General features: G+C 61.1%; 21 protein-coding genes, 1 tRNA gene and 2 pseudogenes. 18 read left to right on the top strand and 6 right to left on the bottom strand.

Annotated features, from left to right (window positions below):
- Positions 1-35: 35 nt before the first annotated feature.
- Entirely contained in the window at positions 36-368 is a 333-nt protein-coding gene (locus AC07VG_RS22235) for a hypothetical protein (protein ID WP_495001202.1), read from the top strand.
- Between the two features lie 114 nt (positions 369-482).
- Here the strand turns inward: AC07VG_RS22235 and AC07VG_RS22230 are convergent.
- Both AC07VG_RS22230 and AC07VG_RS22225 read right to left on the bottom strand, forming a co-directional pair.
- Positions 483-559, bottom strand: a tRNA-Met gene (locus AC07VG_RS22230).
- Between the two features lie 115 nt (positions 560-674).
- Complete coding sequence (locus AC07VG_RS22225; protein ID WP_495001244.1) at positions 675-1,730, bottom strand: methyl-accepting chemotaxis protein; 1,056 nt, start codon at positions 1,728-1,730, stop codon at positions 675-677.
- Between the two features lie 1,709 nt (positions 1,731-3,439).
- On the opposite strand from AC07VG_RS22225, the gene AC07VG_RS22220 reads away from it, so the two are divergent.
- The 5 genes from AC07VG_RS22220 to AC07VG_RS22200 all read left to right on the top strand — a co-directional run bounded on the left by AC07VG_RS22220 (position 3,440) and on the right by AC07VG_RS22200 (position 8,530).
- On the top strand, positions 3,440-4,417 hold the full coding sequence (locus tag AC07VG_RS22220; protein ID WP_495001201.1) for a 2-dehydro-3-deoxygalactonokinase: 978 nt from the start codon (positions 3,440-3,442) through the stop codon (positions 4,415-4,417).
- Between the two features lie 31 nt (positions 4,418-4,448).
- Positions 4,449-5,069: a 2-dehydro-3-deoxy-6-phosphogalactonate aldolase gene (locus AC07VG_RS22215; protein WP_495001200.1), complete on the top strand. Its 621-nt coding sequence runs from the start codon at positions 4,449-4,451 to the stop codon at positions 5,067-5,069.
- Between the two features lie 48 nt (positions 5,070-5,117).
- Complete coding sequence (gene dgoD, locus AC07VG_RS22210; RefSeq protein WP_495001199.1) at positions 5,118-6,266, top strand: galactonate dehydratase; 1,149 nt, start codon at positions 5,118-5,120, stop codon at positions 6,264-6,266.
- 87 nt (positions 6,267-6,353) lie between these two features.
- Positions 6,354-7,664: an MFS transporter gene (locus AC07VG_RS22205; protein ID WP_495001198.1), complete on the top strand. Its 1,311-nt coding sequence runs from the start codon at positions 6,354-6,356 to the stop codon at positions 7,662-7,664.
- Between the two features lie 62 nt (positions 7,665-7,726).
- Positions 7,727-8,530: an IclR family transcriptional regulator gene (locus AC07VG_RS22200; RefSeq protein ID WP_495001197.1), complete on the top strand. Its 804-nt coding sequence runs from the start codon at positions 7,727-7,729 to the stop codon at positions 8,528-8,530.
- A 37-nt stretch (positions 8,531-8,567) separates the two neighbouring features.
- Here AC07VG_RS22200 and AC07VG_RS22195 read toward each other — a convergent pair whose 3' ends face one another.
- The gene (locus AC07VG_RS22195) at positions 8,568-9,290 is read right to left on the bottom strand and encodes a FadR/GntR family transcriptional regulator (protein ID WP_495001196.1); all 723 of its coding nucleotides are present in this window, start codon (positions 9,288-9,290) and stop codon (positions 8,568-8,570) included.
- A 109-nt stretch (positions 9,291-9,399) separates the two neighbouring features.
- Positions 9,400-11,136, bottom strand: a complete 1,737-nt coding sequence (locus AC07VG_RS22190; protein ID WP_495001195.1) for an IlvD/Edd family dehydratase — start codon at positions 11,134-11,136, stop codon at positions 9,400-9,402.
- A gap of 193 nt (positions 11,137-11,329) precedes the next feature.
- Here AC07VG_RS22190 and AC07VG_RS22185 point away from each other — a divergent pair.
- The 7 genes and pseudogenes from AC07VG_RS22185 to araH all read left to right on the top strand — a co-directional run.
- Positions 11,330-11,984: pseudogene (locus AC07VG_RS22185) on the top strand (MFS transporter); the annotation flags it as partial.
- Between the two features lie 16 nt (positions 11,985-12,000).
- On the top strand, positions 12,001-12,993 hold the full coding sequence (gene araD1, locus AC07VG_RS22180) for an AraD1 family protein (RefSeq protein WP_495021879.1): 993 nt from the start codon (positions 12,001-12,003) through the stop codon (positions 12,991-12,993).
- A gap of 10 nt (positions 12,994-13,003) precedes the next feature.
- The gene (locus AC07VG_RS22175; protein WP_495021878.1) at positions 13,004-14,584 is read left to right on the top strand and encodes an aldehyde dehydrogenase (NADP(+)); all 1,581 of its coding nucleotides are present in this window, start codon (positions 13,004-13,006) and stop codon (positions 14,582-14,584) included.
- 50 nt (positions 14,585-14,634) lie between these two features.
- Positions 14,635-15,510: an SMP-30/gluconolactonase/LRE family protein gene (locus tag AC07VG_RS22170; protein WP_495001192.1), complete on the top strand. Its 876-nt coding sequence runs from the start codon at positions 14,635-14,637 to the stop codon at positions 15,508-15,510.
- Between the two features lie 64 nt (positions 15,511-15,574).
- Entirely contained in the window at positions 15,575-16,579 is a 1,005-nt protein-coding gene (locus AC07VG_RS22165; protein WP_495001191.1) for a substrate-binding domain-containing protein, read from the top strand.
- A gap of 64 nt (positions 16,580-16,643) precedes the next feature.
- The gene (gene araG / locus AC07VG_RS22160) at positions 16,644-18,188 is read left to right on the top strand and encodes an L-arabinose ABC transporter ATP-binding protein AraG (RefSeq protein ID WP_495021877.1); all 1,545 of its coding nucleotides are present in this window, start codon (positions 16,644-16,646) and stop codon (positions 18,186-18,188) included.
- 9 nt (positions 18,189-18,197) lie between these two features.
- On the top strand, positions 18,198-19,166 hold the full coding sequence (araH, locus tag AC07VG_RS22155; protein WP_495001189.1) for an L-arabinose ABC transporter permease AraH: 969 nt from the start codon (positions 18,198-18,200) through the stop codon (positions 19,164-19,166).
- Between the two features lie 227 nt (positions 19,167-19,393).
- Here araH and AC07VG_RS22150 read toward each other — a convergent pair whose 3' ends face one another.
- Positions 19,394-20,542, bottom strand: a complete 1,149-nt coding sequence (locus AC07VG_RS22150) for an aldose epimerase family protein (protein ID WP_495001188.1) — start codon at positions 20,540-20,542, stop codon at positions 19,394-19,396.
- A 210-nt stretch (positions 20,543-20,752) separates the two neighbouring features.
- Between AC07VG_RS22150 and AC07VG_RS22145 the strand changes: the two genes are divergently transcribed.
- The 4 genes and pseudogenes from AC07VG_RS22145 (at position 20,753) to AC07VG_RS22130 (ending at position 24,898) form a co-directional block, all read left to right on the top strand.
- The gene (locus AC07VG_RS22145) at positions 20,753-21,535 is read left to right on the top strand and encodes an SDR family NAD(P)-dependent oxidoreductase (protein ID WP_495001187.1); all 783 of its coding nucleotides are present in this window, start codon (positions 20,753-20,755) and stop codon (positions 21,533-21,535) included.
- 218 nt (positions 21,536-21,753) lie between these two features.
- Positions 21,754-22,806: pseudogene (locus AC07VG_RS22140) on the top strand (cache domain-containing protein); the annotation flags it as partial.
- Between the two features lie 135 nt (positions 22,807-22,941).
- Positions 22,942-23,709 (top strand): methyl-accepting chemotaxis protein, encoded by a 768-nt coding sequence (locus tag AC07VG_RS22135; RefSeq protein ID WP_495001243.1) that lies wholly within the window; start codon positions 22,942-22,944, stop codon positions 23,707-23,709.
- 136 nt (positions 23,710-23,845) lie between these two features.
- A complete protein-coding gene (locus AC07VG_RS22130; RefSeq protein ID WP_495001186.1) occupies positions 23,846-24,898 on the top strand; it encodes a GGDEF domain-containing protein in 1,053 nt (350 codons plus the stop codon).
- Positions 24,899-24,989: 91 nt separating this feature from the next.
- On the opposite strand, the gene AC07VG_RS22125 is transcribed toward AC07VG_RS22130, so the two are convergent.
- Positions 24,990-26,342, bottom strand: a complete 1,353-nt coding sequence (locus tag AC07VG_RS22125) for a Fic family protein (protein WP_495021876.1) — start codon at positions 26,340-26,342, stop codon at positions 24,990-24,992.
- Between the two features lie 116 nt (positions 26,343-26,458).
- Between AC07VG_RS22125 and AC07VG_RS22120 the strand changes: the two genes are divergently transcribed.
- Positions 26,459-26,593, top strand: coding sequence for a hypothetical protein (locus AC07VG_RS22120; RefSeq protein WP_495001184.1), 135 nt, complete (start codon positions 26,459-26,461; stop codon positions 26,591-26,593).
- Positions 26,594-26,748 lie beyond the last annotated feature (155 nt).

Genomic DNA, 26,748 nt, shown 5'->3' with positions numbered 1-26,748 from the left:
AGTTGTGGAAGGCTTGTCTCCCATGGAGAAGGAAAATGGGTGATGTCGTTTCTGGTCAGTGGGATGACAAGAAAGGGGACGCGAGCAATACTGGTGGTGAGGAACCGCCTGGAGATCATCCCATGGAAGCACGCGTAGCGGCCTTGGAGAAGGTAATCCCTGAGATCAGGGAGCGGCTTGCTCGCGTCGAGACAAAACTCGACAGCGTCGAAAAGAACATGGCAACCAAGTTCGATGTGGAGGCTCTGCGCGGCTCAATCGCTACTGACGTTCAAAAAGTCGTCAGTGACTCGACTTGGCGCTTCGTGCAAATTTCGGCCGTTCTCGCAGGGCTCGCCTTCACGGCGGCAAAATTCATCCACCCGTAAATTCTGAGCTCCGCGAGGCCCATCTCCGGGTCTGTCGTTTCTGCCTTCCTTGTCCACCACTTTTCTCCAGGCATAAAAAAACGGCCTACCTTTCGGTAAGCCGTTTTTAGTACTTGGTGGCTACACAGGGACTTGAACCCCGGACCCCAGCATTATGAATGCTATGCTCTAACCAACTGAGCTATGTAGCCAAGTGGCGCGCATTATTCGCCGGTAACGATATTGTGTCAAGCAAATATCTGAAAATTTTCTCTACGCTATCAACCGCTTAAGGCCCGACGGCAAAAACCGTGGGCCTTAAGCCCCTCAACTCAGGCGGAAACGCCCGGTATTGTCGCTCAGGGCCTTGCTACCTTCGCTCAGGCTGTCCGCCGCGCGGTTGACCGCGCGAGCCCCTTCCAGCAGCCGTACAGCCGCCTGGTCGATCTGCTGGATATTACCGCTGACCTCGTCCGCCGTGCTCGCCTGTTCGTCCACCGCCGTGGCGATCTGTGCCAGGGTGTCGGTGACGGTCTGTACGGCACCGGCGATTTCCACCAGCCGCTGGCCCAGCCCGGTCACCGATTGGGCGTCGGTCTCGGCCTGGAGGCAGGCCGCCTCCATCAGGCTCACCGCCTGGCTGACCGTGGAGCGCAGGCTGTCGACGGTACTGGCGATCTGTGCGGTCGACGATTGAGTGCGCTGCGACAGACTGCGCACCTCATCCGCCACCACCGCAAAGCCGCGCCCTTGCTCGCCGGCCCGCGCCGCTTCGATGGCGGCGTTCAGGGCCAGCAGGTTGGTCTGCTCGGCCACGCCACGAATGGTGTCGACCACCAGCTGGATCTGTTGCCCCTGTTCGCTGACTCGACCCAGGGCCGCGGCCGTTTCGTTCAGGCGCTGGTTCAACTGCTGGATGCTGGCGGTGGTGCGTTGGCTGTCACGGCTGCTTTCCGACGCAATGCGCTGGGTGTTCTGGGCGCTGCCGGAAGCCTGTTCACAGCTCTGCGCCACGCCCAGGGAGGTGGCCGCCAGTTGCGTGGCCGCCGCGGCGATCTGGCTGATTTGCGCCTGTTGCGTCTCGACTTCGCTGAGAGCGCCGCTGGAGTGGGTGTTGAGGGTGCGCACCGCCGCGCTCAGTTGCAGGGTCTCATGGTCGACCCCCTGCAAACTGGTGCGCAGTTGCACCACGGCGACGTTCAGCGCGGTACTGATGGCCGCGAGCTCGTCACGGCCTTCCACCGGCACTTGCAGGCAAAGGTTGCCGTCGCGCAGGGATTCGGCCAGCAGGGTGATGCCGCTGGCGCTACGGCGGATCGAGGCTTGCAGGCAGACGAACAGGTACAGCGCCGCCAGCAGCAGGCAACCAAAAATTCCCGCCATCAGGCTGAACTGGCGGATGGCCGCACCGTGGTAATAGTCCAGGCGACTGTCGAGGGAGGTGAGGCTGTCCTGGCGCAAGCTGGCGAGTTCGCCGAGCATCTTGTCCAGGGTCTGTTCGAAGCCATCGGGCTTGAGGCTGATGCTGCCGCCGAACATGCCGTCGTCGAGTATCTTGAGGCCATCGTCCAGGTATTTCAGGCTGGCATGGTAACGCTCGGCCCAGCTTTTCAGCTCCGGCGGCAGACGGCTTTCCAGCAGGTTGCCGGTCTTGGTCAATTGTTCACGGGCATCGCCGATACGACCGCGCAGGTCCTTCAGTTGCAGGCGGCTTTGCAGGCTGAACTGGCCCGAGACCACCGAGGCCTGACCGACGCTGGCCAGGCGGCCAACCCGCTCGATCAGGTCCGGCGCGTGCTGGGTGGCGATTTGCGTGAGCAGGTAGGTTTCCATCCACGGAGCGAGGATCAGACGGCTGTCCATGGCGACCTGCTCGCGCAGCGCTTGCAATGCACTCAAGGCGCTGGTGAAGCGATCGTAGCCGTCCGGCCACCAGCCGACCTTGCTCAGGCTGGCGGAGTCGAGGCCAGCGAGGGCGGCTTGCAGGGCCTGGTAGCGCTTCAGGGTGTCGGCATCGGCCCCTTCGCTTTGCAGGGTCTTGCCCAGTTTCTCGACGGCCTGGTCGATTTCCGGTTGGGCCTTGTCCAGCGTCGCCATGGCCGCGAGGGTGGCCGGTGTCGGTTGCCGGTTGGTTTCCGTGGCGCGCCAACGGGCGGCGCGGTCACGCTGGGCCTCCAGCAGGTTGTCCAGCGAGTCGAGGGACAGCAGTTGATTGACGCCGGCACGTTCTTCAGTGATCAGTGCCAGCTTGCCGCGATAATCCTGGCCGATCAGGTACAGGCTGCCCATCAGCGGCACGATAAACAACAGGAACAGTACCTGAAACTTGCGGGCGAACCCGAAGTGGCCCAGCAGTCGAATCCCCGGTGATAAAAAAGCGTGCATGGTCGACTACTCCTCAAGGCGCCGCGCACGATTTTGGTGCGATCGTAACGGGAGCCGTCGTTAGATACTTTGGAAGTCCGCCAGTGAGGCGTTGTAGGTCAGCCGTTGTAGCGAAACTTCCCATTCTCGCTCCCCTTTGTAAGAGGGCGTGCTGTAAGCACTCAGAGCACGCAAGATTCAGACCAATGGCGTTACGCTACTAGTCATTTCATCGAGAAAATCCGATTGTTAGCTCCACAAGTATCTGGTGTGGCTGCACCGAAAAATGGCACGTTGCTGCACCTGCAACTGTGCATCCATCCGTGTTACGGAATCACTTCATGGCCCTTATGCAAACCTCTGACGGCTCGACCTTGGCGTCGGCGCCGCCACAAACCAGCCCGTTGCTGGCGGCGCTGATCATCATTGCGTTCGGTCAGGGCGATGTCGGGATGATTGCCGGGGGGCTTCGGCCTGATGTTCGGTTTTGGCGGGATCGGTGCGGCGCTGCTGGAACATCTGGCGGGCCCTTGCCCGGCTTGGGCGCGATCCTTCTGCAAGACGCAAACGGCGGGGAATATTGCACTCGGGCGTAGATCATTTTTGCAACTTTAATCCCTATATATGGGATGTTAATTTATATATTGAGACTTCTGCCGCGTTAGGTCTATAGTCGTCCTCATCAGCTCTACGCACTCACTGTCCAAAAATAAATTTCAGGTGAAGCGATGCAGGCGCAATTGATTGCGCTCGATTGGGGGACCACCTCACTTCGGGCTTACAAACTCGCGGCTGGTGGCCAGGTACTCGAACAGCGTTCGCTGTCGTCGGGCATCATGCAGTTGCCCAGCGTGCCGCGGATGATCGCCGGCCAGATGTGCGCCAATGGTTTTGAGTTGGCTTTCGATGAGGCCTGTGGCGACTGGCTCGATGCTCAGCCCGAACTGGCGGTGATCGCCTGCGGTATGGTCGGCAGCGCCCAGGGGTGGGCTGAGGCCGCCTACTGCGACACCCCGGCGAATGTCGCCAATCTGGGCTCCGCCCTGAACATCGTGCACAGTTTGCGCGGTGTCGCTGTGCATATCGTGCCCGGGGTAATCCAGCGTTCGCGCTTGCCGAATGTGATGCGCGGTGAAGAGACCCAGGTCCTCGGCGTGCTGCAAAGTTTGCCGCCGGGCGCTGGCGACAATCTGCTGATCGGCTTGCCGGGCAGCCATTCGAAATGGGTCGAAGTGGCCGACGGCTGCATCCGCCATTTCGACACCTTCATGACCGGCGAGGTGTTCGCCGTGCTCAGTGAACACAGCATTCTGGGGCGTACCCAACAGCGCGGCGCGCCCTTTGACGGCGCAGCGTTTGATCGCGGCGTGCAGGTGGCGCTGTCCGCCGATGGCGACATCGGGCCTCTGTCGACCCTGTTCAGTGCGCGCAGCCTCGGTCTGACGGGCGAGCTGAGCGCGGCCGAACAAACCGACTATCTGTCGGGCCTGTTGATTGGCCATGAACTCGCGGCCCTCGCCAGCGTGCAGCGCCATCGACGCAACAGCGCCCACTTGCCGTCGATCATCCTGATCGGCAATTCCCAACTCTGCGCCCGCTACAGCCGAGCGCTCGCTACCTGCGGCTTTACTCAGGTGAGCCTGGCCGAACAGGCCACCGAGCGCGGTTTATGGCAGCTGGCCGAAGCGGCCGGGCTGCTCGGCTGAGCGCCGACGTTCAATTACCAAGAGGTCTGACATGCTCAAGCAAGCACTGGCGAAAAACGGTCTGATCGCGATCCTTCGTGGCCTGCGTCCGCAAGAGGCGGCGGCCATCGGCGAGGTGTTGTATCAGGCCGGTTTTCGCGTCATTGAAGTGCCACTCAACTCGCCTGAACCGTACGACAGTATCCGCATCCTGCGCGACCTGTTGCCCGCCGATTGCCTGGTCGGTGCCGGTACGGTGTTGACTGCGGAACAGGTCGAGCAGGTGAAGGCGGCGGGCGGGCAGGTGATCGTCATGCCGCACAGTGATCCCCAGGTTCTGCGCGCGGCCAAGGCGGCGGGGCTGTACTTGTCGCCAGGCGTCGCCACGCCGACCGAGGCCTTTGCCGCGCTGGCCGAAGGCGCCGATGTGCTGAAGATGTTTCCCGCCGAGCAGATGGGCCCGGCGGTGGTCAAGGCCTGGTTGGCGGTGCTGCCGGCCGGGACCTTGCTGATTCCGGTGGGCGGGATCACGCCGGACAACATGCGGGTATTTGTCGAAGCGGGCGTCAGCGGTTTCGGCCTGGGGTCCGGGTTGTTCAAACCGGGGCTGACAGCGGATGAAGTGGCGGTCCGCGCCAACGCTTATGTGCAGGCTTGGAACACGTTGCGTTAAGACTTTCCGGCGCCGCGTGCGCCGCCTCTGAGCAAGAGAGACCACAAGATGAAAATCACCAAACTGACGACCTTTATCGTTCCGCCGCGCTGGCTGTTCCTCAAGATCGAAACCGATGAAGGTGTGACCGGCTGGGGCGAACCCGTGGTCGAAGGCCGCGCCCACACGGTCGCGACGGCGGTTGAGGAACTGTCGGACTACTTGATCGGCAAGGACCCGCGCAATATCGAAGATATCTGGACCGTCCTCTATCGCGGCGGTTTCTACCGTGGCGGCGCCGTGCACATGAGCGCCCTGGCCGGGATCGACCAGGCGCTGTGGGACATCAAGGGCAAGGCCCTGGGGGTGTCGGTCAGTGATCTGCTCGGCGGTCAGGTGCGTGACAAGATCCGGGTGTACTCGTGGATCGGCGGCGACCGTCCGGCCGACACCGCCCGGGCGGCCAGGGAAGCCGTCGAGCGGGGGTTCACCGCGGTAAAAATGAACGGCACCGAAGAGCTGCAATTCGTCGACAGCTTCGAGAAAGTCGACCTGGCGCTGGCCAACGTCGCCGCCGTGCGTGATGCGGTGGGCCCCAATGTCGGCATTGGCGTGGACTTCCATGGCCGGGTGCACAAACCCATGGCCAAGGTGCTGATGAAGGAGCTCGATGCCTACAAACTGATGTTCATCGAAGAGCCGGTGCTCAGCGAAAACTATGAGGCCTTGAAGGAACTGGCACCGCTGACCAGCACGCCGATCGCGCTGGGCGAGCGGTTGTTCTCGCGCTGGGATTTCAAGCGGGTGCTCAGCGAAGGCTACGTCGACATCATCCAGCCGGATGCGTCCCATGCCGGCGGCATCACCGAAACCCGCAAGATCGCCAACATGGCCGAAGCCTACGACGTCGCGCTGGCCTTGCATTGCCCGTTGGGCCCGATTGCGCTGGCGGCGTGCCTGCAACTGGACGCGGTTTGCTACAACGCCTTTATCCAGGAGCAGAGCCTGGGCATCCACTACAACGAAAGCAATGACCTGCTCGATTACGTCAAGGATCCGCGGGTGTTCGACTACGACAGAGGCTTCGTGAAAATCCCCAACGGCCCGGGCCTGGGTATCGAGATCAACGAGGAATATGTGATTGAACGCGCCGCCATCGGCCACCGCTGGCGCAACCCGATCTGGCGCCATGCCGATGGCAGTTTTGCCGAGTGGTAAGCCCTGCCGGACTTTGACGGTCGGTGCCCAGACCGCCGTCTTTTTGCAAGCCAACGCCCTCAATAATCATAAGAAGAGGCACTCCCCATGCAGCCGGAAATCTTTACCGGGCCAGTGTCGTTGGTGACACCGAGCCGCAAGCGTTTTTTCATCATGCTGTTGCTGTTCATCACCGTGGTAATCAACTACCTGGACCGCAGCAACCTGTCGATCGCGGCCCCGGCGCTGACCAGCGAATTGGCGATCGATCCGATCCATGTCGGGCTGATCTTTTCGGCGTTCGGCTGGACCTACGCGGCCATGCAGATTCCCGGTGGCTGGCTGGTGGACCGAGTGCCGCCGCGCATCCTCTACAGCGTCGCACTGCTGCTGTGGTCGCTGGCCACGGTGCTGCTCGGCTTCGCCGCCAGCTTTATCGCGCTGTTCGTGTTGCGCATGGCCGTGGGCGCCCTGGAAGCGCCGGCCTATCCGATCAACAGTCGGGTGGTGACCACCTGGTTTCCCGAGCGTGAGCGTGCGACCGCCATCGGTTTCTACACCTCCGGGCAGTTCGTCGGGCTGGCCTTTCTGACCCCGGTACTGGCCTGGCTGCAACATCAATACGGTTGGCACATGGTGTTTGTCAGTACCGGTGTGGTGGGGATTCTCTGGGCAGTTGTCTGGTACGCGGTGTATCGCGAGCCGCGGGATTTCAAGGGTGCCAATCCGGCGGAAATCGAGCTCATCCGTGAGGGCGGCGGGCTGGTCGATATCCAGGCCGAGACCGCCCGGCGCAAGACCGCGTTCAGTTGGACGGACCTGGGCATCGTGTTGAGCAAACGCAAGTTGTGGGGTATCTACCTCGGACAGTTCTGTCTCAATTCGACGTTGTGGTTTTTTCTGACCTGGTTTCCGACCTACCTGGTGAAATACCGTGGCATGGACTTTATCAAGTCCGGCCTGCTGGCATCGCTGCCGTTTCTCGCGGCGTTCGTCGGCGTGCTCTGCTCGGGGTTCTTCTCCGACTGGTTGATCCGCCGTGGCGCGCCGCTCGGCTTTGCCCGCAAGTTGCCGATCATTGGCGGTTTGCTGATTTCCACTTCGATCATCGGTGCCAACTTTGTCGAATCGACGCCGTGGGTGATCGCCTGCCTGGCGCTGGCGTTTTTCGGCAATGGCATGGCCTCGATCAGTTGGTCGCTGGTCTCGACCTTGGCGCCGGCCCGCTTGTTGGGGCTGACGGGGGGCGTGTTCAACTTTATCGGCAATCTGGCGGCAATCACCACGCCAATCGTCATCGGCTTTCTCGCCAGCGGCGACTCTTTCGCCCCGGCGATCACCTATATCGCCGTGCTGGCGCTGATCGGCGCACTGTCTTATGTGTTGCTGGTGGGCAAGGTGGCGCGGATCGAGCTCTAGCAAGCGCCAGACCGGGCGACCATAATGCCGCCCGTTCTCTCGCTCATTGTTGAAGGCCGGATATGCAGGAAGACGCCGCAAAAAATGCCAAGGACGCCGCGCCAACCGGTACCCAGACGCTGCTCCGCGGCCTCGGTGTGGTGCAAGCCGTGGCCAGTGGTGCGCGTGACCTCAAGGAAATCGCCCGGCTGATCGGCACCACCCGCAGCACCACCCATCGACTGGCCAGTTGCCTGGTGGATGAACGTTATCTGCGGGTGGTGCCGCAAATCGGTTATCTGCTCGGGCCCAAGCTGATCGAGCTGGGTTTTCAGGCGCGCGAAGAGTTGCCGTTGGTGACCCTGGCCGGCCCCTACCTGGATGAATTGTCGGTGTTGACCGGCGACACCATTCACCTGGCGATTCGGGACGACGATGACGTGCTCTACCTGCACAAGAACCCTGGACGTAATGGTCCGGAAATGCGTTCGCGGGTCGGGCATCGCATGCCGTTGGCGCGCACCGGGATCGGCAAGGCACTGATGCTCGATGACTCGCCAGAGGAATGGCAGCGCCTGTATCGGCTCAGCGTGCCGGTGGCCGGGAAAAATCTGTTATGGCCGCAGCTCCCGGAGCAATCCTGGGAGCAATTTCAGCAGCGCATGCTGGCATACGTGGCGGGCGGCTACGCCTTTGACCTGGAAGACAATGAACCGTCGATCCGCTGCGTCGCGGCACCGGTACGCGATGCCAGCCGGCGAATCGTCGCCGGGATCAGCATCGCCAGTACCGTGCCCTATATGCCGCTGGAGAAAATGGCCGAACTGATCCCGTTGATCAAACAGGTTGCCGCGCGGCTCTCCGCGGAGCTGGGGGCCAAGGCCTGAGTCAGATACGTGCGGGCCTGGTTGATAGCGCGTTGGCTTACAGCGGCGTGAGGACGTTCATCACGGCATCCAGGGCGACCCGGGTATCGTCCAGTTGCACCAGCGAGGCATGCCGGGCACCGAGGGCGTCACGATTCTTGATGGCGGTCAGGATCGCCTTGTGCCGGGGCAGGCTGAGCCTTTGACTGTCGGGACGCTGATTGGTGATATTGATGGACTCGCGCAGCGGCAGCGAGAGCATGTTGCACATGTAGGCGAGCAAGTCGTTGCGGGTTGCATCGGCGATCGCCCGGTGAAAATCCAGGTCCGCCTGCAACAGGTTCGCGTGGGTCTGTGCCGCTTCCATGGCTTTATAGGCTTTTTCGATGATCGCGATATCCGCATCGGTCGCCGTGGTGGCGGCCATGGCGGCGATTTCCGGTTCGAGGATGCGACGCACGCCGGCCAGGGTGTTGAAGAACTCGCTGTGCGGCGTCGACTGCATCAGCCAGGACAGCACATCTGGGTCCAGCAAGTGCCATTTCACGCGGGGGCGGACCACCGCGCCGACCCGTGGCTTGGAGTACACCAGCCCTTTGGCGCTCAGTACCCGAGTGGCTTCGCGCAGCACCGAGCGACTGACTTTATATTCCTCGCACAGCGTTGCCTCCATAGGTAAACGCTCTTCCGGTTTGAAACGTCCGGAGACAATGTGCATGCCCAGTTCCTGAACGATCTGGGCATGCATGCTCTTGCGTGGCTTGGGGGGCTGGTGTTCCATAACAGGGAGGCTGCTCTGACGAAATACGCCGCATCATAGCATCGCTCCCATTCCTTTCAGGCGCTCCTGCGCGCCTGAACCGCTGGGGAATGCTGCCGCTTCATGACGATCAGTGTGAATGCCGTGGCACCTCGGCGCCGCGGCAACCCACCAGGAAGTCGAAATCGCAGCCCTGGTCCGCCTGTAGCACGTGGTCGATGTACAGCTGGCGATAGCCGCCCACGATCAGTGGCGGCGGCGTTTGCAGGTCGGCCATGCGCGCCGCCAGTTCGGCGTCCGGGATGTCCAGATGCAGGCGCCCATTGGCACAATCGAGTTCGATCCAGTCGCCTTCCCGGACGATGGCCAAAGGTCCGCCGGCCGCCGCTTCCGGTGCCACGTGCAAGACCACGGTGCCGTACGCCGTGCCGCTCATGCGCGCGTCGGAAATCCGCACCATGTCGGTGACACCCTGGGCCAGCAGTTTGGCCGGCAAGCCCATGTTGCCGACTTCCGCCATGCCGGGATAACCCTTCGGGCCGCAGTTTTTCATCACCAGGATCGAATTGGCATCGACGTCCAACTCCGGATCGTTGATCCGCGCCTTGTACAAGTCGAAGTTCTCGAACACCACCGCGCGGCCGCGATGCTGCATCAGTTCGGCACTGGCGGCGGACGGCTTGAGCACCGCGCCGAGCGGCGCCAGGTTGCCGCGCAGTACGCAGATACCACCATCGGCGCGGATCGGGTTGGCGAGCGTGCGAATGACTTCATCCTGGCCGTAGATCGGCGCCTCCCGGGTGTTCTCGCCGAGCGACTTGCCATTGACGGTCAAGGCCTTGGGGTGGGGAATCAGGTTGGCTTCGCCGAGGCGGCGTAACACCGCCGGCAGGCCGCCGGCATAGTAGAACTCTTCCATCAGGAAGCGCCCGGACGGTTGCAGGTCGACGATGGTCGGCATGCCACGGCCGATCCGGGTCCAGTCATCCAGGTCAAGCTCGACGCCGATGCGCCCGGCGATGGCTTTCAAGTGGATCACCGCGTTGGTCGAGCCGCCGATGGCGGCGTTGACACGGATGGCATTTTCAAAGGCTTCCTTGGTGAGGATCTTCGACAGTTTCAAGTCTTCGCGAACCATCTCCACCGCGCGCATGCCGGACATGTGCGCGAGGACATAACGGCGTGCATCGACCGCCGGAATCGCCGCGTTGTGGGGCAGGGAAGTCCCCAGTGCTTCGGCCATGCAGGCCATCGTCGAGGCGGTGCCCATGGTGTTGCAGGTCCCCGCCGAGCGCGACATGCCACCTTCGGCGGCTAGAAAGTCGTCGAGGCTGATGGTGCCTGCCTTGACCTGTTCGCTGAGTTGCCAGACCGCGGTGCCCGAACCGATATCCTGGCCCTTGTGCTTGCCGTTGAGCATCGGCCCGCCGGTGACAACGATGGCCGGTACGTCGCAACTGGCGGCGCCCATCAGCAGCGCTGGGGTGGTCTTGTCGCAGCCGGTCAACAGCACCACGCCGTCGATCGGGTTGCCGCGAATGGCTTCCTCGACATCCATGCTCGCCAGGTTGCGGGTGAGCATGGCGGTCGGACGCAGGTTCGATTCACCGTTGGAGAACACCGGGAACTCCACGGGAAAGCCACCGGCCTCGATCACGCCGCGTTTGACGTGCTCGGCAATCTGGCGGAAGTGCGCGTTGCATGGGGTCAGCTCCGACCAGGTGTTGCAGATCCCGATGATCGGCTTGCCATGGAACTGATGGTCGGCAATGCCCTGGTTCTTCATCCAGCTGCGGTACATGAAGCCGTTTTTGTCGGCCGTACCAAACCACTGGGCGGAGCGCAGGTCGGGTTTTTTATCGGACATGGTCAGCTCTCTTATTGTAAGACTATATTGTTCTTTGCTGGGTCTAACATAAGCGCAAAATCTTGGGTTTGGAAGTGTTGTTGGGTAAATAGTAATACTATATAGTCGTTTGCAACTGAGGCATGACCCTGGCGGTTTTCCGCGAGAGGCGTCCCCCGAGCTTCCATAAAAACAACAATCGGAAATCGATCTCATGAGCCAGGAACTGCGGCTGATTCGTCGCATCACGCTGAAACTGATTCCGTTCCTGATCCTGCTGTACCTGATCGCCTACGTGGATCGCTCTGCAGTAGGCTTCGCCAAATTGCACATGGGCGCTGATATCGGCATCGGCGATGCGGCGTATGGGTTGGGGGCCGGCCTGTTCTTCATTGGCTACTTCCTCCTGGAAATCCCCAGCAACCTGATGCTCGACCGATTCGGCGCACGGCGTTGGTTCGCGCGGATCATGCTCACCTGGGGCGCCATCACCATTGGCATGGCATTTGTCCAGGGGCCCTACAGTTTCTATCTGATGCGCTTGCTGCTCGGCATGGACGGGATCCTCGGCCTGCACGGCTGGCAGTGGCTGCTCATCGCCATCGGTACGCCGGCGATTTTGCTGACCTGGCCGGTGCTGCGTTATCTGCCCGATGGCCCGCGGCAGGTTGCCTGGATGGATCAGGCTGAGCGTCCCGCTGCTGTAACTGGCGGCGCTGTGCCTGGTGGCGTTCGCGCTGTTTTCCTGTACCGCGGTGTTCTGGACCTTGCCGGGGCGTTTTTTTGCCGGCGCCAGTGCGGCGACAGGGATTGCGTTGATCAACCCGGCGGACAACCTGGGCGGCTACATCGGTCCGTTCGTGATCGGCAATCAGGAGAAGCTTCATGCGTTTAGTTCAGTTCGAATTGAGTCACGGCGAGCGTCGGGTTGGCGTGGTCGAGGACGGCCGGGTACGTGAAGTGCAATCGCTGCGCACGGTGCGCGAGCTGGCGCTGGCCGCCATCGAGGCGGGTGTCGATCTGCGGCAACAGGTACAGAACCTCGGCTTGGGGGCCAGTCATGACTACGCCGAGTTGTTGGCTGAGCTCAGGGTGCTGGTGCCACTGGATCATCCGGACCCGGCGCATATGCTGGTCAGCGGTACCGGGCTGACCCATCTGGGCAGTGCGGCGGCGCGGGACAAGATGCATCAGCAGGGCGGTGACGACAGCGCGATGACCGACACCATGCGCATCTTCAAATGGGGCGTGGAGGGCGGTAAACCCGCCGCCGGTCAGGCCGGCGTGCAGCCGGAATGGTTCTACAAGGGCGACGGCAGCATCGTCGTGCGTCCGGGCCAGGCATTTGCCGTGCCACCGTTCGCTGAAGACGCCGGCGAAGAGCCGGAAATCGGCGGCCTGTATGTCATCGGCCAGGACGGCAAGCCTTATCGCCTGGGGTATGCCGTGGGCAACGAGTTCTCCGATCACGTGATGGAGCGTAAGAATTACCTGTACCTGGCCCACTCCAAGTTGCGCAATTGCAGCTACGGTCCAGAACTGCGGGTCGGTGAGCTACCCCAGCACCTGGCCGGTACCAGTCGCATTGTGCGTGATGGTGAGGTGTTGTGGCAGAACGAGTTCCTCAGTGGCCAAGCCAATATGTGCCATAGCCTGGAAAATCTTGAGTACCACCACTTCAAGTACGCTCAGTTCCTGCGGCCGGGGGATGTACACATTCACTTTTTCGGTACCGCCACCCTGTCTTTCGCGGACGGTGTCCGGACGCAGCCGGGCGATGTGTTCGAAATCAGCCAGGCGGAGTTCGGTGCGCCATTGATCAACGGTATTCGCGCTGTCGACGCGGTGTTTGCACCCGGAACCCTAGGGACTCTTTAAGGAGACAGGCATGACCCAGTTTTTTGGCCACAACTACATCGGCGGCCAGCGCAGCGCGACCGGCAGCGTCAGGCTTCAGAGTATCGATGCCCGCAGCGGTGAACGCTTGTCCCATGATTTCTACCAGGCGACTGCGCAGGAAGTCGATGCCGCCGCCAAGGCGGCCGCGCTGGCTTACCCGGTCTATCGGGCCCTGAGTGCGCAGCGTCGGGCCCAGTTCCTGGAGGCGGTGGCCGATGAGCTGGACGCGCTGGGCGATGAATTTGTCGCCCTGGTCTGTCGTGAGACCGCGTTGCCCGCCGCGCGGATTCAAGGCGAGCGAGGCCGTACCAGTGGCCAGATGCGTCTGTTCGCCAACGTACTGCGTCGCGGCGATTTCTACGGGGCGCGTATCGACCGGGCGCTGCCCGAGCGCCAGCCGTTGCCGCGCCCGGACTTGCGTCAGTACCGCATCGGCCTGGGGCCGGTGGCGGTGTTTGGGGCCAGCAACTTTCCCCTGGCGTTTTCCACCGCGGGCGGGGATACGGCGTCGGCGCTGGCGGCCGGTTGCCCGGTGGTGTTCAAGGCTCACAGCGGCCACATGGCAACTGCCGAACGGGTCGCCGATGCGATCATGCGGGCGGCACAAACCACCGGGATGCCAGCCGGTGTGTTCAACATGATCTTCGGCGCCGGAGTCGGCGAAGCGCTGGTCAAGCATCCGGCGATCCAGGCGGTCGGTTTCACCGGGTCGCTCAAGGGCGGACGAGCATTGTGCGACATGGCGGCGGCGCGCCCGCAACCGATTCCGGTGTTCGCCGAGATGTCGAGCATCAACCCGGTGATCGTGTTACCCGGGGCGCTGCAAGCGCGGGCGGAAACCGTGGCCCGTGATCTGACCGCCTCGGTGGTCCAAGGCTGCGGCCAGTTCTGTACCAATCCCGGTCTGGTGATTGGTATCCGTTCGCCGCAGTTCACCGCGTTCATCCAGCAGGTCGCCCGACTGATCGGCGACCAACCCGCGCAAACCATGCTTAACGCCGGCACCCTGAGCAGTTATGGCAACGGCTTGCAAAAGCTCCTTGCCCACCCTGGCATCGAGCACTTGGCCGGCGCTGTGCAAGTGGGCAATCAGGCGCAGCCACAGCTGTTCAAGGCGGATGCCAGCCTGCTGATCACGGGGGATGAAGTACTGCAAGAAGAAGTCTTCGGTCCGACCACCGTGTTCGTTGAAGTGGCCGATCAGGCGCAGCTCGGCGCCGCGTTGAACGGCCTGCACGGCCAACTGACGGCGACGATCATTGGCGAGCCCGAGGACTTGCGGCAGTTCAGCGAGCTGACGCCACTCCTGGAGCAGAAAGTCGGGCGGATCCTGCTCAACGGTTATCCGACCGGCGTTGAGGTCTGTGACGCGATGGTGCACGGCGGGCCCTATCCCGCGACCTCCGATGCGCGTGGCACTTCAGTGGGGACCCTGGCCATCGACCGCTTCCTGCGCCCGGTGTGCTTTCAGAACTACCCCGACAGCCTGCTCCCGGACGCTTTGAAAAATGCCAACCCGTTGCGCATTCAACGACTGGTGGATGGGCTGCCATCCCGCGACCCGCTGTAACGTGAACCCGTTTGTCGGCCACTGAAAATCCGAACACCCGAGGAGGCTTCATGTCGTGGACCGCAGTCACCGCACACCGTGCGCAATTGGGTGAAGGCCCGTTCTGGGACGCCCCGGGCCAGGCCCTGTATTGGGTCGATATTGCTGGCAAACAGGCCTTGCGCATGACGGGTACCGACGTACAGATCTGGCAACTGCCGGAGCCGGTATCGGCGTTTATCCCCTGCGCAAGCGGCGATGCGTTGGTCACCTTGAGCAGTGGCGTGTATCGACTCGACCTGAGCTCCGTGGCACAAACGCCGCGCCTGACGTTGCTTTGCGTGGCTGATCCGCAACCGGGCAACCGGGCCAACGAGGCCCGCTGCGATGCCCAGGGCCGGCTTTGGCTGGGGACCATGCAGAACAACCTCGGCGAGCAGGGCGAAGACCTCCCCGTTCTGCGCCGTTGCGGTGGCTTGTTTCGGATCGATGCGGATGCGCGAGTCACGCCTCTGGCGCGCGGCCTGGGTATTCCCAATACCTTGCTTTGGAGCGAGGACGCCACGCAGTTGTATTTCGGCGACAGCCTGGACGGCACGCTGTATCAGTATTCGCTCGGCAGCGACGGCCAGCTCGGCCCGGCGCGGGAATGGTTTGGCCCGCACCCGCGCGGCGTCCCGGACGGTTCGGCGATGGACGCCGAAGGCTACCTCTGGAACGCCCGTTGGGACGGTGGCTGCCTGCTCAGGTTGGCACCCAACGGCGAGGTCGATCGGGTGATTGAGCTGCCCGTCAGCCGCCCCACCAGTTGCGTGTTCGGTGGCAAGGATCTGCGAACCCTGTACATCACCAGTGCCGCCAGCCCGCTCAATCACCCGTTGGACGGCGCGGTGCTGGCCATTGAGGTCGAAACCCCGGGGACTCTCTGTCACCGCTTTGCCGGATAAATGTCGAACACCAGGCTGTACCGGTTCACCACTCGCACTCACAACAAAAACAAGGAGTCACCTTATGAATCGTCGTCGTGCAATCCGTTCCCTGTGCTGTATCGCCCTGGCAGCATCGGCCGTCAGCCTGAGCAGCCTGTTGCTGGCCGCCGAGCCGGTGAAGATCGGTTTTCTGGTCAAGCAGGCGGAAGAGCCCTGGTTCCAGACCGAATGGGCGTTCGCGGAAAAGGCCGGTAAGGACAAGGGCTTTACCGTGATCAAGATCGCCGTGCCGGACGGTGAGAAAACCCTCTCGGCCATCGACAGTCTCGCCGCCAATGGTGCCAAGGGCTTTGTGATTTGCGCGCCGGACGTGTCCCTCGGGCCGGCGATCATGGCCAAGGCCAAGGCCAATGACCTGAAGGTGATCGCCGTCGATGACCGCTTTGTCGATGCCAAGGGCAAGTTCATGGAAGACGTGCCTTACCTGGGCATGGCGGCGTTCGAAGTGGGCCAGCAGCAGGGCGCGGCGATGGCTGGCGAAGCGAAGAAGCGTGGCTGGGACTGGAAAGACACCTACGCGGTGATCACCACCTACAATGAGCTCGATACGGGTAAAAAACGTACCGATGGCTCGGTCAAATCGCTCGAAGACGCTGGCCTGGCGAAAGACCACATCCTGTTTGCGCCGCTCAAGACCCTCGACGTGCCAGGCAGCATGGACGCCACCAACTCGGCCCTGGTGAAACTGCCGGGCGCGGCGAAAAAACTGATCGTCGGCGGCATGAACGACAACTCCGTGCTGGGCGCCGTGCGCGCCACCGAAAGCGCCGGTTTCGCCGCCACCAATGTCATCGGTGTCGGGATCAATGGCACTGACGCCATCGGCGAGTTGAAAAAGCCCAACAGCGGGTTCTTCGGCTCGATGCTGCCCAGCCCGCATCTTGAGGGTTACAACACCGCGAGCATGATGTTCGAGTGGGTCACCACCGGTAAGGAACCACTGAAATACACCGCGATGGACAAGGTCACGCTGATCACGCGCGACAACTTCAAGCAGGAACTGGAAAAGATCGGTCTGTGGAACTGAAGATCGGTTGCTGTCCTCGGCGGCCTTGGCGACGGGGCTGCCTGATCGGTGTGATGAGGTGGTTATGCACGCGCAATTGAACAAACAACAGCACAGTGTCGGCGCCAGTTTGCGCTTCAACGGCATCGGCAAGACCTTTCCCGGGGTCAAGGCGCTGGACGCCATCAGCTTTACCGCCCACCCGGGGCAGGTCCATGCCTTGATGGGCGAAAATGGCGCGGGCAAGTCGACCTTGCTCAAGGTCCTCGGCGGCGCCTATACCCCGAGCAGCGGCCATTTGCAGATCGGCGAGCAGACCATGGCCTTCAAGTGCGCCGCCGACAGCATTGCCAGCGGCGTGGCGGTCATCCACCAGGAATTGCACCTGGTGCCGGAAATGAGCGTGGCGGAAAACCTGTTTCTCGGGCACTTGCCGGCCCGTTTCGGGGTGATCAACCGTGCTGCATTGCGCCAGCATGCACTGGCCTGTCTCAAGGGCCTGGCCGATGAAATCGATCCGCAGACGAAGGTCGGTCGTCTGTCCCTGGGGCAACGGCAGTTGGTGGAAATCGCCAAGGCGTTGTCCCGTGGCGCCCATGTGATTGCCTTCGACGAACCCACCAGCAGCTTGTCCGCCCGGGAAATCGAGCGCTTGATGGCGATCATCGAGCGCCTGCGGGACGAGGGCAAAGTGGTGCTGTACGTCTCCCATCGCATGGAGGAAGTGTTCCGTATCTGCAATGCGGTGACCGTGTTCAAGGACGGTCGCTACGTGCGTACCTTCGAGGACATGAACGCGCTGACCCACGATCAACTGGTCACCTGCATGGTCGGTCGCGACATTCAGGACATCTACGATTACCGTCCACGTGAACGTGGCGCGGTGGCGCTCAAGGTCGATGGTCTGTTGGGACCGGGCTTGCGTACGCCGGTGAGTTTCGAGGTGCACAAGGGCGAGATTCTTGGCCTGTTCGGCCTGGTCGGCGCGGGGCGCACCGAGCTGCTGCGCCTGCTCTGCGGTCTTGAGCGCAGCACCGCCGGAAGTCTGCAGCTGTGTGGCGAGGCGCTGCAGCTACGCTCGCCGCGCGATGCCATCGCCGCCGGTGTCCTGCTGTGTCCCGAGGACCGCAAGAAGGAAGGCATCATGCCGCTTTCCAGCGTTGCCGAGAACATCAACATCAGTGCCCGCGGCGCCAATTCCGCCTTTGGCTGGCTGTTGCGCGACGGCTGGGAGCGGGGCAATGCCGACAAGCAGATCAAGGCGTTGAAAGTCAAAACGCCTAATTCGACGCAGAAAATCATGTACCTGTCGGGGGGCAATCAGCAGAAGGCCATTCTTGGCCGTTGGCTGTCGATGCCGATGAAGGTCCTGCTGCTTGACGAGCCAACGCGGGGTATCGATATCGGCGCGAAAGCCGAGATTTACCAGATCATCCATAACCTGGCCGCCAGTGGGGTGGCGGTGATCGTGGTGTCCAGCGACCTGATGGAAGTGATAGGCATTTCCGACCGCACCCTGGTGCTTTGTGAAGGCGCGATGCGTGGCGAAAAGAGCCGCGAACAGGCCAATGAATCCAACTTGCTGCAACTGGCCTTGCCGCGCCAACGCGCTGACGGCCTGGAGAATTGAGAGGTGACTATGACCATCCAAGACAACACTTTACCAACGGCGCGTAAAGCCCTGGACCTGCGCAGCCTTCTCGACAATTGGGCGATGCTGTTGGCGGCGTTGGGGATCTTTGTGCTCTGCACCTTGCTCATCGACAACTTCCTCTCGCCCCTGAACATGCGCGGTCTGGGCCTGGCGATTTCCACCACCGGCATTGCCGCGTGCACCATGTTGTATTGCCTGGCGTCCGGGCATTTCGACTTGTCGGTGGGCTCGGTGATTGCCTGTGCCGGGGTCGTTGCGGCGGTGGTGATGCGCGACACCGACAGCGTGTTGCTGGGTATCGGCGCGGCGCTGCTGATGGGGCTGATCGTCGGGCTGATCAACGGGATCGTGATTGCCAAGCTGCGGGTCAATGCGCTGATCACCACCTTGGCGACCATGCAGATCGTGCGGGGCCTGGCCTATATCTTTGCCAGCGGCAAGGCGGTCGGCGTGTCCCAGGATCAGTTCTTCATCTACGGCAATGGCCAGTTGTTTGGCGTGCCGGTGCCGATCTTGATCACTATCGGCTGTTTCCTGTTTTTTGGCTGGCTGCTGAACTACACCACCTATGGGCGCAACACCATGGCCATTGGTGGCAACCCGGAAGCGGCGCTGCTGGCCGGGGTCAACGTCGACCGGACCAAGATCATCATCTTCGCCGTGCACGGGGTTATCGGAGCGTTGGCCGGGGTGATCCTGGCCTCGCGCATGACCTCCGGCCAGCCGATGATTGGCCAGGGTTTCGAATTGACGGTGATTTCCGCCTGCGTGCTGGGCGGGGTGTCGTTGAGTGGTGGGGTGGGGATGATTCGGCATGTGATTGCCGGGGTGCTGATACTGGCGATCATCGAGAATGCGATGAACCTGAAAAACATCGACACGTTTTACCAGTATGTGATCCGTGGTTCGATCCTGCTGCTGGCGGTGGTGATTGATCGCCTGAAACAACGCTGAGCACGGTTGTTCAATGTGGGAGCTGGAACGCCGCGAAGAGGCCCTTGAGGCTGCCAAAAGCTTCGCGGTTTGACACCGATATTCGATATTGTAGGAGCTGTCGAGCCTTGGCGAGGCGGCGATAGCGGTAGATCAGGCAACATCAATGTTGCCTGTACCGTCGTCATCGCCGCCTCGCCAAGGCTCGACAGCTCCTACAGGTTCAGTTCAGGTTTCAGGTTTCAGGTTCAATCAGCGGAAAATTTCAGGACAGTGTTCTGGGTATAGGTCTGGCCTGGGTCCAACCGCGTTGACGGGAAGCCCGGCTGGTTCGGCGAGTCGGGATAGTGCTGGGTCTCCAGGGTAAACGCCCCCCAGTGGGCGTAGGTTTTGCCCGCCTTGCCCTTGACCGAACCATCGAGGAAGTTGCTGGTATAGAACTGCACCCCAGGCTCGCTGGTATAGAGCTGCAAGCGCCGGCCGGATTGTGGGTCGCGCACGTCGGCGGCGAGTTGGCTGACGTCACCCTTGGTATCCAGGACCCAGTTGAAATCAAAACCGCCCTGTTTCGGCTCGGCGAACTTGAGTTGCGGATGATCGTCCCTGATGTGCTGGCCGATGGCGGTCGGTTGGCGAAAGTCCATCGGCGTGCCGGCGACCGGAGCCAGTTCAGCGGTTGGAATCAACGTGCCGTTGACCGGGGTGTAATGGCTGGCATTCAAGGTCGCGAGCTGTTTGAGCACATCACCGTTACCGGCCCCGGCGAGGTTGAAGTAACTGTGATTGGTCAGGTTCAGTACCGTGGGTTTGTCGGTGCTGGCCTTGTACTCGATACGCAGCTCGTTGTTGTCGTTGAGGCTGTAGGTGACCTCGACTTTCAGGTTGCCGGGAAAACCCATTTCACCGTCCGCCGACAGATAGCTCAGCTTCACGCCGACCGCATCCTTGCTCTTGACCGGTTGGGCTTTCCAGACACGCTTGTCAAAACCCAGCGCACCGCCGTGCAGCGCGTTGGGGCCGTCGTTAAGCGGCACCTGGTAACGCTTGCCATCCAGTTCGAACGCACCCTTGGCCAGGCGATTACCGTAGCGTCCGATGGTTGCGCCGAAGAATGCCTTGCCGCTCTGATAGCCCTGGACATCGTCAAAGCCCAGTACCACGTCTTCGAATTTGCCGTTTTTATCCGGCACCTTCAACGACTGCAGAACGCCGCCGTAGGTAATGACCGTGGCTTGCAGGCCATGGCTGTTGCGCAACACATATTGTTCGACGGCGGTTCCATCATGGGTCTTGCCAAACGCTTTGTGTTCGCTGGACAGGCCGCCAGCCTGGGCGCCGAAGCTGCTGATCATCAGGGAAAGACCGAGGCCGGAAAGCAGGTGCCGGGATTGTCGCATGGTTGAACTCCTTTTATTGTTGTTGAGTTGAATAGTTCTACTAATTCGCGATAATTTTCCGAAATTCCCACAAATTTATAGCCTTGAATGCCGGTTTTGCAATATAAAATAAGACTAATTGGCAGGTTGGCAAAAGTGATCCATCCGTGCCCAGGCACACCTTGAGTCCAACTGCTTGAATCGAAATGCTTACTGTGGAGTAACCGTCAGATGAATAACGAAACGGACGCCGGTCCGCAGGCCGTGTATGCGGACCTGAAAAATAAAACCGTACTGATTTCCGGTGGTGCTTCAGGGATTGGCGAGGCCATGGTGTGCGCCTTTGCCCGGCAGGGAGCCAAGGTGGCCTTTGTGGATATGGCCAAGAGCCAAGGCGAACGGCTGGCGGCGCAATTGTCGGCCGAGGGCCATCGGGTTGAGTTCGCTCACTGCGATATCACTGACGAGAGCGCCTATAAAGAGGCGATCGGGCGCTTTGCGCAAACCCTGGGGCCGGTGACGGTCCTGGTCAACAATGCCGCCAATGATGTCCGGCATACCTTGGATGAAGTTGACTCTGAGACATTCGACAAGCTGATTTCGGTCAATCTGAAGCATGCTTTTTTTGCCGCTCGGGCGGTGGTCCCCATGATGAAGGCCGCGGGAGAAGGCACGATCATCAACCTGGGTTCGATTGGCTGGATGATGGCCTCCAGCGGATACCCGGTGTACGCGGCCAGCAAAGCGGCCACTCACGGCATGACCCGGGCCTTGGCGCGGGAGTTGGGGCCATGGCGCATCAGGGTCAACACCCTGGTTCCCGGCTGGGTGATGACCGAAAAGCAGCTTGCTCTCTGGGTCGATGATGCCGCCAGGGCGTTGATCAGTCGCAGCCAGTGCCTGCCAGGTAGCGTGGAACCTTTGCATATCGCCAACATGGCGCTTTTCCTGGCCTCCGCGGCGTCCGCCATGTGTTCCGCGCAAAACTTCATCGTCGATGGGGGTTGGGTATAGGCGTTTGGATGAGCTGATTTGAGCGAATACAGGAATCAGCTCAACCGTGCTGCGACATGAAGTGAGAGTTCGTGTGATCAGTCTTTGTGTTCGCCACAATATTTATTAATTTTGTATACGAAAAATCGGCGGATATTCCGTCAAATCAACCGAGGCAGGCTCGGTGGCAAATCGCTATTTGTCCGTGTAGTCTGGCCATTCGCACCGCATTTCCTCGGATGGTGATCGTTACAATGAAAATAAAAAACAAGCTCGTTCTCGCCTTTGTGTTGGTCGCCTTCATTCCTGTAAGCCTGGTGGCGGTGATATCGGTATTGAATATACGGTCGCAGGCGGTCGATCAGTTTATTGATGGCAGCACCCGCGAGATACGCCAGATCGACGGCAATATCCGGCAGTTTTTCGACGGAACTCAGCAGAACGTCGATCAGATGGCCGCTGATCCTGTATACACATCGGTCACCAGCCTCAAGCACTATGAGACTGCCGATGCCGCCAGCCAGCCGATGCCGCCGGCCGCCCGACAGGTCATTGATCTGTTTGCGCGTTATGGCTCGACGCACCCGGCCGCGGCGATCATTTCCATCGGCCTGGAAGATGGCAGCTACGCCAAATGGCCGGACGACCCGCAGCTGTCGAGCTACGATCCGCGTGCGCGGCCCTGGTACAAGGCCGCCATGGCCAGCCCGGGCAAGGCGGTGCGCACGCCGGCTTACTACTATGACAAGGACGCCCTGGCGCTGGTTGGCAGCGCCAGGGCAATGCTCGATGACGCGGGCAAGGCCAAGGGTGTGTTTGTCGTCAGCGTTTCGCTGAAAAACCTTACCGAGCTGGTCAAAAGCATCAAGCTCGGCGAAAGCGGCTATGTGATGCTGATCGAGGATGGCACCGTGCTGGTCGATCCGCGTGACGCCGCGCACAACTTCAAGTCGCTCAAGGACCTGGGCGAGCCCTACGGCAAACTGGCGGCCATCCAGCAAGGCTCCACCGAAGTGGAGATCAACGGGGTCAGGTATATGGCCAATATCTGGACATCGCCCGGCCTGGGTTGGCGCTACGTCGGTTTGATCGAGTACAACGAAGTCATGGGCGCGGCCACGCGCATGACCTACCTGACGGCGGGGATCGTGGTGGTGCTGGTGCTGCTCTTTGCACTGCTCGCGGCGGCGTTCGCCAAGGTCATCGTCAAGCCGATCGGCCAAGTCAGCACCGGGTTGCAATCGATTGCCGAGGGCGAGGGTGACCTGCGCCGCGATCTCGAGGTGCAGGGCCGGGACGAGACGGCGGAGCTGGCCGGCTGGTTCAACAAGTTTCTCGCCGCGATACGCCAGTTGATCCAACGTATCGGTGCCGCCTCGACCAACCTGCAGGATGCCTCACGGGTCAACAGCGAGGTGGCGCACAACATGAACCAGGCGGCCGGTCGCCAGCGTGAAGCGGTGGAACTGGTGTCCACGGCCTTCAACGAAATGGTCGCCACCGCCAACGAAGTGGCCCGCTCCTGTAGTGCCGCCGCCGACTCCGCCGAGAGCGGGCACCACCGTGTGGCCGAAGGCAAGCAGCAGATCGAGTTGACCACCGAGAATGTCGGCCGGCTAGGGCGGCGCTTGACCGAATCGTCCCAGGCCATGGTCGAGTTGGAGGAGGGCAGCCGCAATATCAACCAGATTCTCGGGACCATCCGCGCCATCGCCGAACAGACCAACCTGCTGGCGCTGAACGCGGCGATCGAAGCCGCCAGGGCCGGTGACCAGGGCCGCGGTTTTGCCGTGGTTGCGGATGAGGTCAGGGCCCTGGCCAAGCGCACGTCCGACTCCACCGGGGAAATCGACCAGCTGCTCAATACGCTCGGCAGCAAGACCCAGGAAGTTTCGCAGAAGATGGAAAGTTGCCTGGACCTGTCGCGGGCCAGTGTGTCCTCGATCGAGAGCGCCCGTGACAGCTTTGAAGGTATCCAGTTGTCGGTCAATGAAATCCGCGATCAGAACCTGCAGATCTCGGCGGCGGCGGAAGAGCAGCACAGTGTCGCCGAAGAGATCAATCGACATATCCAGCAGATCTACGACGAGGCGCAGTTGGTCGAAAGCCTGGCCAATTCCGCGCAAGAAGACTCAGGTCGGCTTTCGCACCTCTCGGATGAACTGAACGGGCTGGTGGGGCGCTTCAAGTCGTAGAGGCATTATGATATTGCCGGGTGGCTGACCGCCCGGCGATTCACTACACTTCAGACGCTCCCTGGCTGCCGGTTATCAGGTAGTCAACCTAAGTAAAAACCGCGACTCGCGACCGGCACTTGAGGTAACAGGTTCGATGCCAGGCATACCCTCGGAAAACTCGCACAAGAGTGTCGCCCGTCCCGAGTTCTGGCAGCTTTCCATGCGTTGCTGCCAGTTGGCCGGCGCGGTGGATGTCGCCTTTCTGTTTATTTTTCTCCTGCTTGGCTCACCCATCCTGGCCTGGGTCAACGTGATCAGCGTGGCCATGTATGTCTACGCCTATCGCGCGTTCAGCCAGCGGCGTAATCGGCTGGCGATCCTGCTGATCCGCACTGAAGTCCTGGTGCACGCAGGACTGGGAACCGTGCTGATTGGCTGGGAAAGTGGCTTTCACTATTTTCTGCTGATGTTCATACCGGCCCTGTTCGTGACCATGCGTCCCCGCAGCGCCTGGACCCTCGCCGCTTGCCTGTGGGCCTACTATGTGGGGCTGGATGTGCTCATGTGGTACATCCAGCCGCTGCAACCCATTTCCTCCAATGCCTTGTTGGGTGTGCATGTTTTCAACCTGACGGTGGTGTTCTGCATGTTCAGCTACCTGGCGCTGTTCTATGTGATCACCGTGACCCGTGCGCACAAGAGCCTGGCGCGGATGGCGACGACCGACTCGTTGACCGGCCTGTTCAATCGTCGGCACATGATTGCGCTGACCGAGAAAGAGTTGACGCGGCACCATCGACGCCCCAACAACCTGACCATGATGTTGATGGATATCGATCACTTCAAGCACATCAATGATCAGTACGGTCACGATGTGGGGGACCGGGTGCTCAATGCCGTGAGCGACTTACTCGACAGCTCGATGCGCGAGCAGGATTATATTGGCCGTTGGGGCGGCGAAGAGTTTCTGGCGATATTGCCGGAAACCGATCTTGACCAGGCGGCTGCAATCGCGGAACGCATACGCAAGGCGATCCAGGCGTTGGTGATTGACAGTGACGACAATAAAGTCAGCGTGACGCTGTCCATCGGCATCACCCAATATCGCGCTCAAGAGGCACTCAGCAACGCGATTGCCCGGGCCGATCGCGCGCTCTACGAGGGCAAATCGGCTGGCCGCAACAGGGTGGAAGTGGTACTGGCTTGAGGGGGCTGGCTGTGTTGCCGAGTGAAGTGCAGATCGCGCCGTAGTGTTGAGCCGAGCGACGGGCCGCTCTCATTTGCCCGCAAGCTCGCCCCTACAAAGGGCGGCCGGCATTGATCCAGCTCTCGGTCTGCTTCATCGTCAACCGGTAGCGCGCGCAGTTGAAGACACCCAGCACCCTGAGTTCGTCCATCAGCAATGGGCGCAGTAGCTGCGCCTGATCGAGGGGCAGCGATAAGTCGGCGATGGCCTCTTCACAGGTCTTGCCGTCGTGCACAATGGCGCCAATGGACTCGTTCAGCGCTTCCCTGAATTGCACCCGAACGGGATCGGGTTTGCCCATGGCCTCCAGGGTCACTTCGTACTTCCTGATCGAGCGGCGATAGGCCCATTCGAACAGGTCTGCGGCCAGCGATACATCCAGGTGTTCATAGACGCCCATTATGGCGTGCGCATAATCGCGCACATCCACATCCAGAAAGGACAACGGCGCGCTGTTGTACAGCATCAGCGGGACGTTGGCCGCCAGACGGCTCGTGCGTTTGTTGCCGTCGTCGAAAGGTTGCAGATAGGCCAGGTTGACCCACAGGAAGAAGGCCGACTCGACCGGGTTCTTGATCTGCCTGGCCTTCTCCAGGATGGATTCGAGCATTTCGCCAAGCAGGGACGGGACCTGGCTGGGCAGGTAGGTGGTATCGCTGATATTGACGACTTTCTGGCGAATGGTGCCCAGGCCGCTCGGGTCGGCCAGCAGATCCTGCATCAGCAGTGCATGCAGATTCTGGATCACCGGAGTGGTCAGGCCGTAGGTGGGGACGGTGTCGACCATGAACTCGATGGCTGCCTTGTGGTTGAGCAGCATCACGGCATCCAGGTCGCCACCGGTGGCTCCGCTCTTGAACAGTTGCTCGGTGGCGAGCAATGAGTAGCGGTTGCCCTCCAGGCGCGAAGAGGACCAGGACAGGTCGATAAGCAGGGGCTCCAGGACCTTGCGTGCGTAGGTGCCCGCCGGTTGTTGGCCGCGCATGCGTCCTTCTTCCATCAGGGTCGTGGCGAGTGAGGTTGGTAGCAACGAGGTCTGGTTGGGGACGTAGTTGTCCACGAAGGTGCGTTGGTAGGTGACGGCGTTGCGCAGGCCTAGAGGTTGCAGCAGAGCTTGGCGCAGTGTCTGACTTTCGGTTGACCAGGCAGGAGCTACCCCTGGTGTGGAGACCGCAATGCTGCCGGGCAGTGGGGCAGCATTGCTGCCAGCCAGTCGATAGCGAGTGGCGCGTGCTTTACCTTCCCGAATGACTTCTCCAGACCTGACCAGATCGTCCAGATGGCGCTTGATCGTGGACCAGCTTATGTTCACTTCGCTCAGCAGTTCACTAGAGCTGATCCAAGGGTTGCTGCCTTGGGTTCGGCGCTGGAGGGCGGCGATGAGGGCGTCGGGTGCATTGGCCATTTGGGCGGGTCTGGTATCAGCTCATATGAGTTCACTGACTCGCGAGTCGCACCTGTCTGGCCTTGAAGAGGTCAAGGCCAAGAGGTTCTTTACTATCTATTACAGGAGTTTCAGAGATGCTCAAGACTATCTCCAATCCCTCGTTGAGTGCTTGCACAGACTTTGATCCGAAAACCATTGATCGTGCGCTGGCTTATCACAATTGCGCCCATCCTGAGTCGGCGGTGCGCCACGCTGTCACTTCAGATTGAAGTGGTGCAGCAGTTGTTGGATTCGCTTCTCGACGAACAGCCGGCAGGACTGGCAGGTTGAGGGCTGCTTGAGAGGCGCGGTTGTTTCTCGGGTCAGAATCTTTTCGGGAGGGTAGGGCACCATCATGTCAGGGGGGGGGCCTATTTTGCTGGAG

It is taken from the genome of Pseudomonas sp. GW821-FHT03C07 (genome assembly GCF_059420925.1).
Note: the sequence above shows the minus strand (reverse complement) of the source record. Positions and strands in the feature narration are given on the sequence as shown.